Source organism: Synechococcus sp. RSCCF101 (assembly GCF_008807075.1).
Taxonomy (GTDB): Bacteria; Cyanobacteriota; Cyanobacteriia; order PCC-6307; family Cyanobiaceae; genus RSCCF101.
This window is the reverse complement of record NZ_CP035632.1, coordinates 2,772,792-2,787,960: the sequence shown is the minus strand read 5'-3', so window position 1 is coordinate 2,787,960 and position 15,169 is coordinate 2,772,792. Positions and strand designations below refer to the sequence as shown.

Annotated in this window: 14 protein-coding genes, 1 tRNA gene and 1 pseudogene; 13 read left to right on the top strand and 3 right to left on the bottom strand. The window is 69.4% G+C overall.

Annotated features, from left to right (window positions below; translation table 11 throughout):
* Window positions 1-74: 74 nt before the first annotated feature.
* The 5 genes and pseudogenes from rimP to EVJ50_RS15140 form a co-directional block, all read left to right on the top strand.
* Window positions 75-548: a ribosome maturation factor RimP gene (gene rimP / locus EVJ50_RS13430; RefSeq protein WP_150884536.1), complete on the top strand. Its 474-nt coding sequence runs from the start codon at window positions 75-77 to the stop codon at window positions 546-548.
* Window positions 549-617: 69 nt separating this feature from the next.
* Entirely contained in the window at window positions 618-2,054 is a 1,437-nt protein-coding gene (gene nusA / locus EVJ50_RS13425) for a transcription termination factor NusA (protein ID WP_150884535.1), read from the top strand.
* A complete protein-coding gene (locus EVJ50_RS13420) occupies window positions 2,054-2,329 on the top strand; it encodes a YlxR family protein (protein WP_370455518.1) in 276 nt (91 codons plus the stop codon). The genes nusA and EVJ50_RS13420 overlap by 1 nt, the downstream gene beginning before the upstream one ends.
* Before the next feature lie 60 nt (window positions 2,330-2,389).
* Window positions 2,390-5,719 carry a translation initiation factor IF-2 gene (gene infB / locus EVJ50_RS13415; protein ID WP_150884533.1) on the top strand — a complete coding sequence of 1,110 codons (3,330 nt, stop codon included), beginning with the start codon at window positions 2,390-2,392 and terminating at the stop codon, window positions 5,717-5,719.
* 14 nt (window positions 5,720-5,733) lie between these two features.
* Window positions 5,734-6,303 (top strand): annotated as a pseudogene (locus EVJ50_RS15140) (low-complexity tail membrane protein); the annotation flags it as partial.
* A 120-nt stretch (window positions 6,304-6,423) separates the two neighbouring features.
* Here EVJ50_RS15140 and EVJ50_RS14745 read toward each other — a convergent pair.
* Complete coding sequence (locus tag EVJ50_RS14745; RefSeq protein ID WP_191964789.1) at window positions 6,424-6,708, bottom strand: DUF3493 domain-containing protein; 285 nt, start codon at window positions 6,706-6,708, stop codon at window positions 6,424-6,426.
* A 38-nt stretch (window positions 6,709-6,746) separates the two neighbouring features.
* Between EVJ50_RS14745 and EVJ50_RS13405 the strand changes: the two genes are divergently transcribed.
* From EVJ50_RS13405 to EVJ50_RS13390, 4 genes are all read left to right on the top strand, one after another.
* Window positions 6,747-6,818: transfer RNA gene (locus EVJ50_RS13405), tRNA-Thr, on the top strand.
* A 168-nt stretch (window positions 6,819-6,986) separates the two neighbouring features.
* On the top strand, window positions 6,987-8,360 hold the full coding sequence (locus tag EVJ50_RS13400) for a glutamine synthetase (protein WP_150884531.1): 1,374 nt from the start codon (window positions 6,987-6,989) through the stop codon (window positions 8,358-8,360).
* 60 nt (window positions 8,361-8,420) lie between these two features.
* Entirely contained in the window at window positions 8,421-9,584 is a 1,164-nt protein-coding gene (locus EVJ50_RS13395) for a DUF389 domain-containing protein (RefSeq protein WP_150884530.1), read from the top strand.
* Between the two features lie 113 nt (window positions 9,585-9,697).
* Window positions 9,698-10,285 carry a MarR family winged helix-turn-helix transcriptional regulator gene (locus EVJ50_RS13390; RefSeq protein WP_150884529.1) on the top strand — a complete coding sequence of 196 codons (588 nt, stop codon included), beginning with the start codon at window positions 9,698-9,700 and terminating at the stop codon, window positions 10,283-10,285.
* An 84-nt stretch (window positions 10,286-10,369) separates the two neighbouring features.
* On the opposite strand, the gene psbA is transcribed toward EVJ50_RS13390, so the two are convergent.
* Window positions 10,370-11,449 carry a photosystem II q(b) protein gene (gene psbA / locus EVJ50_RS13385; RefSeq protein ID WP_150882476.1) on the bottom strand — a complete coding sequence of 360 codons (1,080 nt, stop codon included), beginning with the start codon at window positions 11,447-11,449 and terminating at the stop codon, window positions 10,370-10,372.
* A 221-nt stretch (window positions 11,450-11,670) separates the two neighbouring features.
* Here psbA and EVJ50_RS13380 point away from each other — a divergent pair, with 221 nt between their 5' ends.
* Together EVJ50_RS13380 and EVJ50_RS13375 are read left to right on the top strand one after the other, a co-directional pair.
* The gene (locus EVJ50_RS13380; protein ID WP_150884528.1) at window positions 11,671-12,003 is read left to right on the top strand and encodes a hypothetical protein; all 333 of its coding nucleotides are present in this window, start codon (window positions 11,671-11,673) and stop codon (window positions 12,001-12,003) included.
* Between the two features lie 41 nt (window positions 12,004-12,044).
* Window positions 12,045-12,419, top strand: coding sequence for a hypothetical protein (locus EVJ50_RS13375; RefSeq protein ID WP_225322957.1), 375 nt, complete (start codon window positions 12,045-12,047; stop codon window positions 12,417-12,419).
* On the opposite strand, the gene EVJ50_RS13370 is transcribed toward EVJ50_RS13375, so the two are convergent.
* Window positions 12,365-13,396, bottom strand: coding sequence for an aspartoacylase (locus tag EVJ50_RS13370; protein ID WP_150884526.1), 1,032 nt, complete (start codon window positions 13,394-13,396; stop codon window positions 12,365-12,367). The genes EVJ50_RS13375 and EVJ50_RS13370 overlap by 55 nt on opposite strands.
* A 58-nt stretch (window positions 13,397-13,454) precedes the next feature.
* Here EVJ50_RS13370 and EVJ50_RS13365 point away from each other — a divergent pair, with 58 nt between their 5' ends.
* On the top strand, window positions 13,455-14,429 hold the full coding sequence (locus tag EVJ50_RS13365) for a glutathione S-transferase C-terminal domain-containing protein (RefSeq protein ID WP_150884525.1): 975 nt from the start codon (window positions 13,455-13,457) through the stop codon (window positions 14,427-14,429).
* Window positions 14,426-15,100 (top strand): DUF2301 domain-containing membrane protein, encoded by a 675-nt coding sequence (locus EVJ50_RS13360; RefSeq protein ID WP_150884524.1) that lies wholly within the window; start codon window positions 14,426-14,428, stop codon window positions 15,098-15,100. Before EVJ50_RS13365 ends, EVJ50_RS13360 begins: the two co-directional genes overlap by 4 nt.
* The last annotated feature ends 69 nt before the right edge of the window (window positions 15,101-15,169 follow it).

The window sequence follows — 15,169 nt, the reverse complement described above, 5'->3', positions numbered from 1 at the left end:
GCGCGAGGGGCGGTTCCACGCAGATGGCACATCGCCCCAGATGCCGGAGGCCGCCCTTCCGTGCGTCCGCCCTCTTGCCTCACCCCCTGATCCCTGATCTGGAGCGCCTGGCGGCGGACGCCGCAGCCAGCGATGCCAAGCAGGTCTGTGGCGTCCATCTGTTCACCCACAGCGCGCCGATGACCATCCAGGTCCAGATCCGCCAGGCCGATGGCTCCGATGTGAGCCTGGACGACTGCGCCGGATTCAGCGCGGTTCTCGACCGGCTGCTCGAGGCCAGCGAACTGATCCGGGAGGCCTACGTGCTGGAGATCAGCAGTCCCGGCCTGGGCGATGTGCTCAGGGATGACCGCGATTTCCGCAGTTTCAGGGGGTTCCCGGTCGAAGTGAGTCTCCGCGACGCCGAGGGAGCCAGCCGCAGCCGCGAGGGCCGGTTGCTGGAGCGCACCGAGACGGACCTGCTGCTGACGATCCGCGGCCGGGTGACCCGAATCCCGCGCGAGACCATCCTCCAGGTCCGGCTGCGTCAGAGCGACGAGGAGCCCTGAACCCGCTGGAACCACCGCCAGCCTCCCCTCCACCCTTCACCGCGCGTCCCGCGCAAGCCCGAACGACCCATGGCTCTCGTACTGCTCCCAGGACTCGCCAACCTGATCGACGACATCAGCGAGGAGAAGAAGCTGCCGCCACAGGTGGTGGAAGCGGCCCTGCGCGAGGCGCTGCTCAAGGGCTACGAGCGCTATCGGCGCACCCTCTATCTGGGCATCAGTGAGGACCCGTTTGAAGAGGATTACTTCAGTAATTTCGATGTGGGCCTCGACCTGGACGAAGAGGGCTACCGCGTTCTCGCCAGCAAGATCATCGTCGAGGAGGTTGAAAGCGAGGACCACCAGATCGCCCTGGCCGAAGTGATGCAGGTCGCTGAAGACGCCCAGGTCGGAGACACGGTTGTCCTGGACGTCACTCCTGAGAAGGACGACTTCGGCCGCATGGCCGCTGCGACCACCAAACAGGTTCTGGCTCAGAAGCTGCGAGACCAGCAGAGGCGGATGATCCAGGAGGAGTTCGCCGACCTCGACGACCCGGTGCTGACCTCACGGGTCATCCGCTTCGAGCGTCAGTCGATCATCATGGCGGTGAGTTCCGGTCTGGGCCGGCCGGAGGTGGAAGCCGAGCTGCCCCGACGCGACCAGCTCCCGAACGACAACTACCGGGCCAATGCCACCTTCAAGGTGTTCCTGAAGGAGGTCTCCGAAGTGCCGCGGCGTGGGCCGCAGCTCTTCGTGTCGCGGGCCAATGCGGGCCTGGTTGTGTATCTCTTCGAGAACGAGGTGCCCGAAATCCAGGAAGGCTCGGTCCGAATCGTGGCTGTGGCCCGGGAAGCGAACCCACCCTCCCGTTCCGTGGGCCCCCGCACCAAGGTCGCTGTCGACAGCAACGAGCGTGAGGTGGATCCGGTGGGCGCCTGCATCGGCGCACGCGGCTCGCGCATCCAGCAGGTGGTGAATGAACTTCGTGGCGAGAAGATCGACGTGATCCGCTGGTCACCGGACCCCGGCCAGTACATCGCCAACTCCCTCAGTCCGGCCCGCGTGGAGGTGGTGCGCCTGGTGGATCCCGACGGCCACCACGCCCACGTGCTCGTGCCGCCGGATCAGCTCAGCCTGGCCATCGGCCGGGAAGGTCAGAACGTCCGCCTGGCGGCCCGGCTCACCGGCTGGAAGATCGACATCAAGAACGCTCGTGAATACGACCAGGCCAGTGAGGACGCCACCGTGGCCGAACTGATCGCCCAGCGTCAGGAGGAGGAACAGCTTCAGGCGGAAGCGGAGGCTCGACTGGCCGCCGAGCAGGCTGCACGGGCCGAGGAGGACGCCAGGCTGCGCGAGCTTTACCCCCTGCCTGAGGACGAGGAGGAGTACCTGGACGAGAGCATGGCGGCGGTGGAGGACGCCGGGGAGCACTCCGGGGAAGCCGAGCCGGAGCCTGCTCCCGCCCAGGGGGTCGAGGGCGAGGGCCCGGTCGAAGGCGAGGGCGAGGGCGAGGTCCGGTGATGGCCCGTCCCGTCCTCAGGCGCTGTGCGGCCTGCCGCCTGCTCGCTGACCGGAGCACCCTCTGGCGGGTGATCCGGGATCATGAGGATGGAGTGGTGCTCGATCAGGGGTTCGGCCGTTCGGCCTACCTCTGCCGGAGCACCGAGTGCCTCGGGGAGGCCATACGCCGCAAGCGGCTTCAGAGGGCTCTTCGCTGCCCGGTGCCGCAGGCTGTGATCGCCGCTCTCGAGGAGCGTCTGCGCGCTGACGCCACCGCGGACGCTGAGGCAAGATGACCACTGGCCCCTAGGGAGGGCCCCGGCGCCACACCGTGCCCGGATCCATTGGAGACCTGAATGACCAGCAGCGGCAAAGTCAGAATTTATGAGCTCTCCCGGGACCTGGGCCTGGAGAACAAGGACGTGCTGGACGCTGCCGAGAAACTCTCCATCGCCGCGCGCAGCCACAGCAGCTCGATCAGCGAGGCCGAAGCCGGACGGATCCGCCAGCTCGTGAGCGGCAGGAAGGGCGGCGGCGACGCCCCAGCGCCGGCTGCGCCGAAAGCGATCCTGTCGGTGCGCAAGGCCGCCCCGACCGCTCCGTCGGCCGCCCGCAAGCCGGCCCAGGTGCGCCAGGCCAGCGGCGAGGGCGCTCCCTCGGCCGCTGCCCCGAAGCGATCCGCCCCGCAACCGGCCACTGCTCCGTCCGCCTCCAGCCCGGCCGCTCCCGCGAGGCGCAGCGCGCCCCAGAGCCCACCCGAGCGTCCCGTGGCGCGCAAGCCGGCTCCCAGCCGCCCGGATCGACCTGCGGCGCCCGCGCGACCCGCCGCCCCATCCCAGAGCCGGACCAGCCCTCCCTCCAGGCCCGCATCACCGGCTGCCACGCCGGCCCGGCCCGCGCCAGGACGCCCCCCGAGCCCGGCAACCCCGGCCAGACGCCCCGCCGCCGCCACGCCGCCACCGCCGGCCCGACCCGCCCCCGCCAGGCCCGCACCCCGGCGGCCGGGCGCTCCGGCCCCCACCCCGGCAACGGGAACCGGCCGACCCCGCACGCCGGCCAAGCCCCAGCTGGTGGGCAGGCCTCAGCCCACGCGCCCGGGCGCTCCGGCCGGGGGTCGACCCACGGGAGCCGCCGGCCGCCCGGCACCGGCAGGGCGGCCGGCGTCGCCTCAGCGCGCCGGTCAGCCCCAGAGAGCTCAGGCTCCCCTGCGTCCAGGCGCACCGACCCCAACTGGCGCCGGCCGGGGTCAGGCGCCCGTCCGGCGTCCGGCGCGATCGCTGGAGCTGGTGGGCAAGCCCATCCGGCGCCAACCCGAGGGCAGCGGTGGCCGCCCCGGTGCCCCGACCCGTCCCGGTGGCATGCCCGCCGGCATGCGCCGGCCGGTCGCCCCCGGCGAGCTGATGCAGCTGCAGAAGCCCGGGGCCCGGCAACCGGCTCCGCCGCCGAGGCGCCCGGGCAGTGCCCCGGCCGGTGCCCCCGGAGCCGCGGGCGGAGCCCAGGCCACGGCACCGTCGGCGACACCGCCATCAGCGCCGAGGCGCCCCGCTTACAGGCCTGCAGGCCCAGGTGCGGCCGGGCGACCCAGGCGGCCCGACTGGGACGACAGCGCCCGCCTGGAAGCCCTGCGCAGCCGGGCACCGCAGCGGCAGCGCCAGAAGGTTCACATCATCGGTGAGAACGATGATCAGCTGGCCACCCAGACCGGCGGCTTCGCCGGTGGGCAGGATTCATCGGTGCTCCAGGCGAGCCTGGCCCGCCCGGCCAGGCCCCGCGGCCAGCAGAAGGTCAGCGGCTCCAAGCCGGTGGCGGCCCTGCGCAAGCGCCGCAAGGAGACCACGCGCCAGCGCCAGCGACGCCGCGCCATGGAGCTGCGAGCCGCCCGGGAGGCCAAGCTGGTCCGGCCCGAGATGCTCATCGTTCCCGAGGGCAATCTCACCGTGCAGGAGCTGGCCGACAAGCTCGGCGTGGAGAGCTCCGACATCATCAAGTCGCTCTTCTTCAAGGGCATCATCGCCACAGTCACGCAGACACTCGATCTGCCCTCGATCGAAGCCGTCTCCCAGGAGTTCGGCGTGCCGGTGCTGGAGGACGACGTCGAGGAGGCCGCCAAGAAGACCGGCGAGATGATCGAGGAGAGCGACCTGGCTCACCTCATCCGTCGCCCGCCGGTGGTGACCGTCATGGGTCACGTCGACCACGGCAAGACGAGTCTGCTGGACGCCATCCGTCAGACCCGTGATGCCGCCGGAGAAGCCGGCGGCATCACCCAGCACATCGGCGCCTATCAGGTGGCCGTCGACCACGGCGGCGAATCGCGCCGCCTCACCTTCCTGGACACCCCCGGGCACGAAGCCTTCACCGCCATGCGGGCGCGGGGCACACGGGTCACGGACGTGGCTGTTCTGGTGGTGGCCGCAGACGATGGCGTCCGGCCCCAGACCCTGGAGGCCATCAGCCACGCCCGCGCCGCCGAGGTGCCGATCGTGGTGGCCATCAACAAGATCGACAAGGAAGGCGCTCAGCCCGACCGGGTCAAGCAGGAGCTCTCCGAGCGTGAGCTGGTGGCTGAGGAGTGGGGTGGTGACACCGTCATGGTGCCGGTGAGTGCCATCCGGGGCGAGAACATCGACAAGCTCCTGGAGATGATCCTCCTGGTCAGCGAGGTGGAGGATCTCCAGGCCAATCCCGACCGGCTGGCGAAGGGCACCGTCATCGAAGCCCACCTCGACAAGGCCAAGGGTCCGGTGGCCACCCTGCTCGTGCAGAACGGCACCCTCAGAGCCGGCAATGTCGTGGCGGCCGGCCCTGTTCTGGGCAAGGTGCGGGCCATGGTGGATGACTCCGGCCAGCGCGTCAAACAGGCCGGCCCCTCCTCCGCCGTCGAGGCCCTGGGCTTCAGCGAGGTCCCATCGGCCGGCGATGAATTCGAGGTCTATCCCGATGAGAAATCCGCCCGGGCCGTGGTCGGCGAACGCGCTTCGGAAGCGCGGGCGAGCCGCCTCGCCCAGCAGATGGCGTCCCGCAGGGTCAGCCTCACAGCCCTCTCCGGTCAGGCCAGCGACGGGGAACTCAAGGAGCTCAACCTGATCCTCAAGGCCGACGTGCAGGGCTCGGTGGAGGCCATCCTCGGCTCCCTCGAGCAGCTGCCCCAGGGCGAGGTTCAGGTGAGGGTGCTGCTCTCCGCACCGGGCGAGATCACCGAAACCGACGTGGATCTGGCTGCCGCCTCGGGTGCCGTGATCGTGGGCTTCAACACCTCCATGGCCTCCGGCGCCAAGCGGGCGGCGGATGCCAACGGTGTCGACGTGCGCGACTACGACGTCATCTACAAGCTGCTGGAGGACATCCAGCTCGCCATGGAGGGCCTGCTCGAACCCGAACTGGTCGAGGAAGCCCTCGGGGAAGCCGAGGTGCGGGCCGTCTTCACCATCGGCAAATCCGCCGTGGCCGGCTGCTACATCACCAGCGGCAAGGTGCTGCGGAATTCCAAGGTGCGGGTGCACCGGGGCAAGGAGATCGTCTTCGAAGGCGACCTCGACTCCCTCCGCCGCGGCAAGGACGACGTCAAGGAAGTGGCCACCGGCTTCGAATGCGGCATCGGCTGCGATCGTTTCGCCAACTGGCAGAACGGGGATCGCATCGCCGCGTACCGACTGGTCACGCAGCGCCGCTCCCTGAGCACCTGACCTGAGACGCCAGCGTGACCGTCAGCCCGGCCTCGCCTTCTCTCTCACCCGTCCGGGCGAGCCGTGAGGACCCCCTGATCTGGCTGCAGCTGCTCGGCCCGACCATCTGGCCGCTTGAGACCCTGCTGCTGCTGCTGGTTCTGGCCAACGACGGCCCGGTCGGCCTGCCGGCACTCGAGCGCTTGTTCGCCTGGGGGATCGGGGCCGTGCTGCCGGCGACGCTCCTCTGGCGCATGCCCCCGAGTCCGTTCTCCCTGCTGCTGATCCAGAGGCCTGAACAGGCGTTGAGCGCCTGGCAGCAGCGCCTGCTCAGGCCCGATGCCATGCCGCGGCCGGTGCGCGTCCTTGCCGCCGCAGGACTCCTGCCCCTCCTCGCCCTCCTGAGCCGGATCGACGGCATGGCCCCCCAGGCCTTCAGCTGGTCGCCGTTCCGCGACAGCCCCCGGCTCCTGGGTCTGCTGCTGGCGGCCGGGCTGCTGGCCGTGATGCTCTGGCAATGGCAGCAATGGGTTCAGGCGCTCTGGCTCCTGACCCGGGGCCCATCTCCCGGATCTGAGGAGCCTCAGCCCGGCACGCCGGGTTTCGATGCCGGCAGTCCCGCTGGCGAGCGGCTCAGCCTCGGCCTGCCGCTGCTGCTGCTGCAGCCCCTGTCCTGGGCCAGAGCAGCCGGGCAGGATGTCGCACCCCAGCCCGCTCCGGAGGACTCATCTGTCGAGATCCCCCCCGGGACTGCCGGAGTCGCGGTTGCGGTCCCACCAGAGCAGCGCGGCGAAGAGGAGGAAGGCGCCGAGTTGCAGGAGCAGATCGCTGCCGGCGACCTCCCCGCCACCGAGCAGACGGGAGAGCATGACCATCAGGCCGATGGCGCCGGAGCCAGCGAAGGCGAGCCAGAGCCCCCGCCGGAGTCCCCGCCAGGGGGTGCGTGATTCAGCCAGCAGGCGGCGGCGCAGCTCCGGATCAAGGCCGGAGGAGCGGTCCTGTTCACCCATGCGCTGCCCAGTGGCTGACCTGCTAATTTCACACCAGCGCCGGTGTAGCTCAGGGGTAGAGCAACTGATTCGTAATCAGTAGGTCGCAGGTTCAAATCCCGTCACCGGCTTACATCGTCAACTGACGATTGACTACCCTGCTTTGTTCGTTCTGCCGGGATTCTGCCCAGCGGAAATGATCTTTGGCCTTCTCGATGGCGGCTGGCTTGCCGCGGCGCAGGCTCTGGCAGCAGCGGCGGCGACAGCACCGATCATGAAGATCAGACACCGGCCCGAGCATGCGCGCGCCACTGGAGGACTCCGACACCGCCGACGGCAGCGGTCTGCGGCGGGTGGCCCTCACCTGGGTGAATCACGCCGGAGCCACGCTGGTGAAGGTGGTTCCCATGCACGCCTTCCGGCGCAGTGTGACGGAGGGCGTGGGCTTCTCGCCGGTGTCGGACGCGTTCCGCACGGATGGCGCCATCGCGTCGGGACACCGTCTGGCGGTTCCCGATGGAGACCTGCGCCTGAGGGCTGATCCCGCCTCCCTCGCCCCCCTGGAACCAGCGACGGGCTGGGGCTGGGCAGCGGGTGATCGCTGGCAGCGCGACGACGTGCCCTATGCCGCTGATCAGCGCCTGTTCTGCCGCGCCCAGTCGCAGCGGCTGGCCGCCGCCGGACTGAGTCTGAGCGCGGGTTTCGAGCTGGAGTGGATGCTCGCGGAGCCCGGCGCGGACGGGAGCTGCCGGCCCACCGTTGCCGGCGGTCCCTACGGAGGGGATCGCCTGGTCAACGGACTCGACTACGCCAGCGCGCTCCTGGACGCACTCGAGGATGCCGATCTGCCCTGGCTGCAGTTCCACCCCGAATACGGAGCCTCCCAGTTCGAGCTGTCTCTGGCTCCGGCTGCAGCACTGGAGGCCGCCGATCGGCTGGTGCGGGCCCGGTTGGTCATCCAGCGCGTGAGTGAGCGGATCGGTGCCCACTGCAGCTTCAGCCCGAAACCGTGCCTGGACGGCGTCGGCAATGGCGGTCACCTGCACTTCAGCGTGCAGCGCAACGGCACACCCCTCCTTGAAGGGGGTGGGGGTGAGGCCGGCCTCACGGCGGAGGGAGCCTCGATCCTGGCTGCGGTTCTGGACGAGCTGCCGGGCCTGATGGCGCTCACGGCCCCGTCGGCTGTGTCCTATTTGAGGCTGGTGCCGGGCACCTGGGCGGCCCCGTTCCAGGTGTGGGGGGTGGAGAACCGGGAGGCCGCTCTCAGGCTGATCCCCGCGGCAGCGGATCACGCGCCCGCCCATGCGGAGATCAAGGTGGTGGATCTGATGGCCAATCCCTACCTGGTGCTCGGGGCCCTGCAGGCGGTGGTCGGCGGCGCGCTGCAGCCGCTCCGGCAACTGCCGGCCCCGGTGCACGGCGATCCGGAGCGCGACCCGAACGCCCGCCAGCTGCGGCTGCCCCGCTCCCTGGAGGAATCGTCCGCCGCCTTCGCCGCCTCAACGGTGCTGGTGCAGGCGATGGGGGAGAGCCTGCACGGGTCCCTGCTGGACAGCATGGCCGCGGAACTCCAGCGCAGCGCGGGGCGGACACCAGCCCAGCTGGTGCAGGGGCTGCGCTGGTGGCCCCTGGTGGGCGGAGCGCCCGCGCCAGTGCGGCAATCCGGCGGCTGAAACAATGGCCAACCCACGGCGGCTCCAGGCCGCCGGGATCCGTGCCTCACTGCCTGGTTGATGGAGCCCTCACGGCTGGAGACGCTGAGGCGGAGCTACCGCCTCGACGCAGCCCTCAGCGAAACCTTCCTCGTGCTGACCCTCGGGGCCAGCCTGATCGGCACCCTCGGGCTGCTGGCCAACAGTGCCGCCGTGGTGATCGGGGCCATGGTGATCGCCCCCTGGATCCTCCCCCTGGGAGCGGGCGCCTTCGCCGTGATCCAGGGCGATCTGCCCCTGCTTCGGCGTGCCCTGATCACCCTGATGACCGGTGTGGCTCTCACCACACTCCTGGCCATCGGACTGGGCCTGGCGGCCGGACTGCCCAGCTTCGGGAGCGAGGTGAGCAACCGGATCCGTCCCAATCTGCTCGATCTGGCCATCGCCCTGGTGGCCGGAGCCATCGCCACCTACGCGAAGTTGCGGCGCGGTGCGGTGAGCTCCGTGGCGGGAACGGCGATCGCCGTGGCGCTGGTGCCACCGGTCTGTGTGATGGGCCTGCTGCTGTCGCATCGCCTCTGGCAGGAGGCGGCCGGTGCCGGACTCCTGTTCACCACGAACCTGCTCGGCATCCTCAGCGGCGGCCTTCTGGTGATGGGGGCACTGGAGCCGGCCTTCCGCCAGCGCCTGAAGCGGAGCCGCATGAGCTACACCAGCTTTGTGCTCACGGCCCTGCTGCTGGTGCCATTGACCGGCAGCTTCTGGGATCTGGTGGGCAGTGCCAGGCGCGAATCCACGCGCCAGAAGGTCGCTGAAACCATCTCCGAAATCCTCCGGCGCGAAACGCTCACCCTGGGCGAGGAGGCGACCATCGAATCCGTCCGCATCGACTGGTCCCAGAACCCGCCGCTGGTGCGGACGGCGGTGCGGGTGAGCGATCCGGACCTGCCGACGCCCAAGCAGGTGGCGGCGGTGCAGGCCTACCTGAATGAGCGGCTGGGCCTGCGGTTCCGCCTGCTGGTGGAGCGATCCGCCGTGGTGATCATCGGTCCGGAGACACGGCCCAACGCCCCGGAGGACCTGCCGGTGCGGGAGGGCGAACGCACCGAGGCACAGCGCTATCCGCTCGAGCCCCCACCGCCTCTTCCCCCCCTGCCGCCGGACGAGCCTCTGCCGTCGTTCGACTCGATCACGGAACAGGGCGACCGGGAGCCAACGGAAGGCGCCCGAGAGGTCGCGCCCTGACTTGATTGATCAGGGGAAGCCGGTACGTTAATGGTGGTTTTCCGTTTCGGTTGGGCGAACGTTCAGAGCCACCGACCTCGGCGAGTCCTCATCCGAGGGCGATCGGTCTGACGGTGGATGCTCTCGAGAGCGCCAGGGCCCGATTTCCCGATCTGGGGTACCGCGAATTCCGGGTGCTCAGCCTGATTGCCGCCACTCCCGGCATCACAGCACGCCAGCTGCAGGATGTGACGGGCTACGACCAGGGACAGGTCGCCCGCATCCTCCTGGCTCTGTATGACCAGGAGCGCGTGCAGCGCGGTGCAGATCCGGAGCAACCGAGGCGCTACTGCTATTCGATCGCCCCGGGTGAGGCCGCGGCAGCCCTGGAGCAGGCGGGCCGAGAGGTTGCACAGCGCTGGTGCTCCGGCGAGTCCGCAGGCCTGGAGCTGGTCCTCGCCGGGATCTCACGGGCTTCAGCCAGGGAGCGACGGGCGATCTGGAATCAGGTGCGTGCCGCGTTCCGATCTGAGATCCAGGCGGATCTGCAGGACGGAACGCTCAGTGCGGACGGCGAAACCACTCCGGTACGGGTGCGCATCCTCAAGCGGGACAGCGACGACGCGTCCCTGAAGCGTCTGATCGACATGCTCAACTACCGCATCTCGGACGATGCCACCCTCAAGCGCCTGATCGAGATCCTCAACTACCGCGTCATCTAGGGCCCTCATCATGAAAAGAGCCCCCGCTTGTGCGGGGGCCGTCTGCAGGCAGCCGGGTGATCCGGCCCTGGCAGTGGGGGTGGATCAGCCGATCGCCGGAGCGGTCAGGGCCACAGGCGTGGACTCGGCAGCAGCCAGGTCCAGCGGGAAGTTGTGAGCGTTGCGCTCGTGCATCACTTCCATGCCCAGGTTGGCGCGGTTCAGCACGTCAGCCCAGGTGTTCAGCACACGGCCCTGTCCATCAAGGATGGACTGGTTGAAGTTGAAGCCGTTCAGGTTGAACGCCATCGTGCTCACGCCAAGGGCGGTGAACCAGATGCCGATCACAGGCCAGGCAGCCAGGAAGAAGTGCAGGCTGCGGCTGTTGTTGAAGCTGGCGTATTGGAAGATCAGGCGACCGAAGTAACCGTGGGCAGCCACGATGTTGTAGGTCTCCTCTTCCTGGCCGAACTTGTAGCCATAGTTCTGGCTCTCGCTCTCGGTGGTCTCACGAACCAGCGAGGAGGTCACCAGCGAACCGTGCATGGCGGAGAACAGGCTGCCGCCGAACACACCGGCCACACCCAGCATGTGGAAGGGGTGCATCAGGATGTTGTGCTCAGCCTGGAACACCAGCATGAAGTTGAAGGTGCCGCTGATGCCGAGGGGCATGCCGTCGGAGAAGGAGCCCTGACCGAAGGGGTACACCAGGAACACGGCGCTGGCAGCAGCCACGGGGGCGCTGTAGGCGACGCAGATCCAGGGGCGCATGCCCAGGCGGTAGGAGAGTTCCCACTCACGGCCCATGTAGCAGAAGACGCCGATCAGGAAGTGGAAGACAACCAGCTGGTAAGGACCGCCGTTGTACAGCCACTCATCCAGAGAAGCGGCTTCCCAGATGGGGTAGAAGTGCAGGCCGATGGCGTTGCTCGAAGGCACAACAGCACCGGAGATGATGTTGTTGCCGTAAAGCAGCGAGCCGGCAACCGGCTCACGGATGCCGTCGATGTCGACGGGGGGTGCCGCGATGAAGGCGACGATGTAGCAGATGGTGGCGGCCAGCAGCGTGGGGATCATCAGCACACCGAACCAACCGACATACAGACGGTTGTTGGTGGAGGTGACCCATGCACAGAACTGGTCCCACACCGAAGCGCCGGAGCGCTGCTGAATGGTGGTGGTCATGAGATCGGAAAAGATGTCTGCAACGGAACCGGGGCGAAACCCAGCCCCGCCAGCAGGCGGGATGGAAGGGGCGCGGGCGGAAACCCGTCCCACGTCCACAACGACTGTAACAGAACATTGCGGGTTCGTTACATGGATTTAAGGATCGGGAGGCGGGGGCAGGGGCCTTCCAGCCGGTGCCGGGAGGGTGCATCCTGAAATTCGCGCACGCGGCCCCGGCCATGACCTTCTCCCTGCGGAACCTTGCGACCGCCGTCATGGCCGCCGCCGGCACGCTCGCGCTGACCGCATGCCAGCCGGGAGGCGACGCGACGGCCCTGACCGAGGAGCTGAAGCGGCTGGAGCTGAGAATCGACCAGCTCGAACAGCGTCTCAGCGGCTCGGGCAACGAAGGCGGTTCCGGCGAGGAGGACCCGACGGTGCCCGCCGGTGCGATTCAGTCGCTCACCTTCCGCATGGGCACCGAGGACGACCGGCTGAGGGTGTATTGGGCCGACGGCAGCACCAGCGACCTGCCCTGCACCAAGGAGCAGGCGGTGTGGGCATGCGGATGACCCAGCTCGGACCGGCAAGGACACGGCTGGGCCCGCCGGCCTTGAGTCTGGTCGCGGCTCTTGTGCAGGCAGGGGCCGCTGTGGCCCAGGTGGACAGCGAAGCCGTGTTCGCACGGGCACGGGCCGTGAATCTGGCGCGCATGCACGCCGAACGCCTCAACGGCGGGCTCTCCGGCTACCGGGCCGCCGCCTGCATGCACAGAACCGGCAGCACGGACTGTCTCATCGGTGAGGACGGTGAGGGCTACACCTTCCGCTTCCGCGGAGGCCCCCCGGGCTGGGAGCAGGAGGTGCCGCCGGTCCCGACGGTCGAGAGCGTGGTGACCATCGCCCTCGACGGCCGCTCCGTGGTCGCCGTGCCCTACAACGGCCCGCTCGTGCCGGACGATGAGCCGGCGGCGGCCGGGGACAGCTGAGGCGAAGGCGGGACAGCAAGCACCCGCTGGAGCGCTTCGATCCATGCCGGCTCGACAGGCCAGCACTCTCTCACGGTGAAGCTCATGGCGATGCCCTTCTCCCGGTAGGCCGCTTCATTGATGAACACCGGCACCAGGGGCCCGGCCGCCCCTCCCCCCTCGCTCCACTGGGCGAGGTGATGCGGCTCCAGCACCATGTCCTCACCGCCATGGGCCTCGAACAGCGGATCCCCCAGGGCCAGAGGCTGCCAGTCCCGCCCCTGGCGGGCCGGATGGATGCAGGCCATCGCTTCGCCGCTGCCATCCCTGGGCACATCAAGACTACCCAGGTGGCGGTGCACCTCCAGGTGAGCCGGCCAGTTCAGCGGCGCGCCGGAGCGGCAATCCTGGAGGACCTCGATCGCGGTCTCGAGCGCCAGTCGCGTCTGGCGGATGATGCGGGAGTCGAGCACGCCCTGCGCCACCGGTCCCACCTCGATCACCACCCCGCAGGGCCAGGCCTCCACCAGAAAGCCGGTCTGGGAGGCATCGCCTTCGTGCAGATAGACCGGCAGCCCCAGGCGTCGCTGAATGCCCGCGGCCAGGGCGAGATCGCCTCCGCGGCGGCCGTACACCACCAGGCAGGCCCCCATGGCGGCCGTGGTGCTGTGCAGATCGATGGCGACGGAACAGGGCTGCTCACCGCCTGTGCCCCAGAACCGCAGCAGATCCCGGGCGCGCCGCACCTCGAGCGGATCGCCGGCAGCAGCAGGGGCATTCCGCGCCTTCAGAAAACTGCGGTTGAGATCGCAGTCGATGTAGCGGCGGTTGCACGCCAGGGCGTCGGGATTGGCCGTCACCGGCCGCACCCTGATGGCCCCGGGCCACGAGGGCTCCGGCCAGGACTCAAGCAGCCAGGCGGCATTGGGCTCATTGCCGTGAGTGGCGGCTGTGATGAGCACCTGCGGCGTGCCGTCCTCGCCGGATGGCCTCTGCATCGACGGGTCAGCCCAGCGGTTCGCTGCACACTACGAAGTGCATTGCACCAGCGCTCCCATGAGCCTGCCCCGATGGCTGGTCGCTTCCGTTCGAGCGGGATGGCACTGGCAATGGCTGCAGCTGATGGGCGGGCTGGGTCCGGCGGACCGCCAGGGCAACTACCGCCGACCGGCGAGTGCGGTGCCGGAGGCGGGAGCGGTCCCGGCGAGCGCCGATGAGGCCGGCCGGCACTGGCTGGTGATCGGTCGCAGCTGCCCGTGGGCCCACCGCGTCTGGCTGGTGTGGTCGCTGCGGGGCCTCGGCTCCACGCTGACCCTGGCGGAAGCCAGTCCCGACCTGCGGGGAGGCCGGTGGATCCTCGATCCTCCCCGCGATGGGTTCAGCACCCTCGCTGACCTCTACCGGGCCCACCGGACGCCCAGGCAGCACCGGCCAACGGTGCCGGTGCTGCTGGATCGGATCGGAGAGCGGGTGCTCTGCAACGACAGCGCCGGGATGATGGACCTGCTCAACCGCTGGCCCGCTGAGCCCGGGAGCATCGATCTCGACCCACCCGACTGCCGGGAGGCCAGCCAACGCTGGCGCCTGCGGTTGCAGGACACGGTGAACGACGGCGTTTACCGCTGCGGCTTCGCCCGCTGCCAGAGCGCCTACGAGCAGGCCCACGCTGAGCTGATGCAGGCGCTCGAATCCGCGGACCGGGAGCTGAGCCAGGCCGGTCCCTGGCTCTGCGGAGCATCACTGACGCTGGCGGACCTGTGCCTGTTCACCACCCTGATCCGCTGGGAGCTGGTGTACGAACCGCTCTTCGGCTGTTCCGGCCGACCGCTCTGGTCGTTCAGTTCCCTGTACCGCTGGCGGGCGGCCCTCTACAACCTGCCGGAGGTGCGCGCCACCTGTGATGGCGCCGCCTGGCGGCAGCACTACTTCGCCGGCCTGTTCCCCCTGAATCCCGGGGGTATCGTTCCGCTGCCGGCGCCACTCGAGCAGATCGTCACCGGCATGTCCGCACCAGCACCGGCCCGACCATGACGCGCTCCGGTAGCCCCGACCCTGCCCCAGCGGAAGCCAGGACCGAGGTGTTCGAGGGCGTGTACGGCAGCTTCACCATCACCCCCGCGGACCGGCGTGAGGTGCTGGCCTACCGGCTGAGCCTGATCAGCCTGGCTCTGTGCCTGGGAGGGCTTCTGATCAGCTGGGATCTCCCATCCCTGGAGATCCGCCCGTGGCTCTGGCCCGCCGGCATGGTGATCAGCCTCGGGCTGGCTCTGAACTGGATCCACATCTATCTCCGCCCGCTCCACCGTCTGCTGCAGGTCTTCTGGCTGGTCGGATCGATGGGGATGGCCGCCCTGCTGGTCCGCTCCGATGCGGGCGAGCTGCCCGCAACCCTGCTGGACCAGCGCCTCTGGCTTCTGGCGGTGGGCCCCTTCTTCGCCGCGCTCACCGGCATCGGCTTCAAGGAGTTCTTCTGCTTTCGCCGGCCGGAGGCCATCGGCGTGACCCTGCTGCTGCCCCTGGCCCTGCTTGGCCTTCTGCTGGGGGTCCTGCCGCCACTGGCCAGCTACCGGCTGATGCTGATCGCGGCTGCCTTGCTCCTGGTGCTGGGCCTCCGCAAGCTGCCGATGGAGGCGGCGGCGGACGTCGGCGACAAGAGCGTCTTCGCCCATCTGGATGGGGCCGCCCCCGGCATTGCCGCCTGACCGGCTTCTGCCCCCGCCCTCGGAGCGCCCCGGAGATCCGGGGGCAGCGATGGGCCTGCCTGCGCTGCT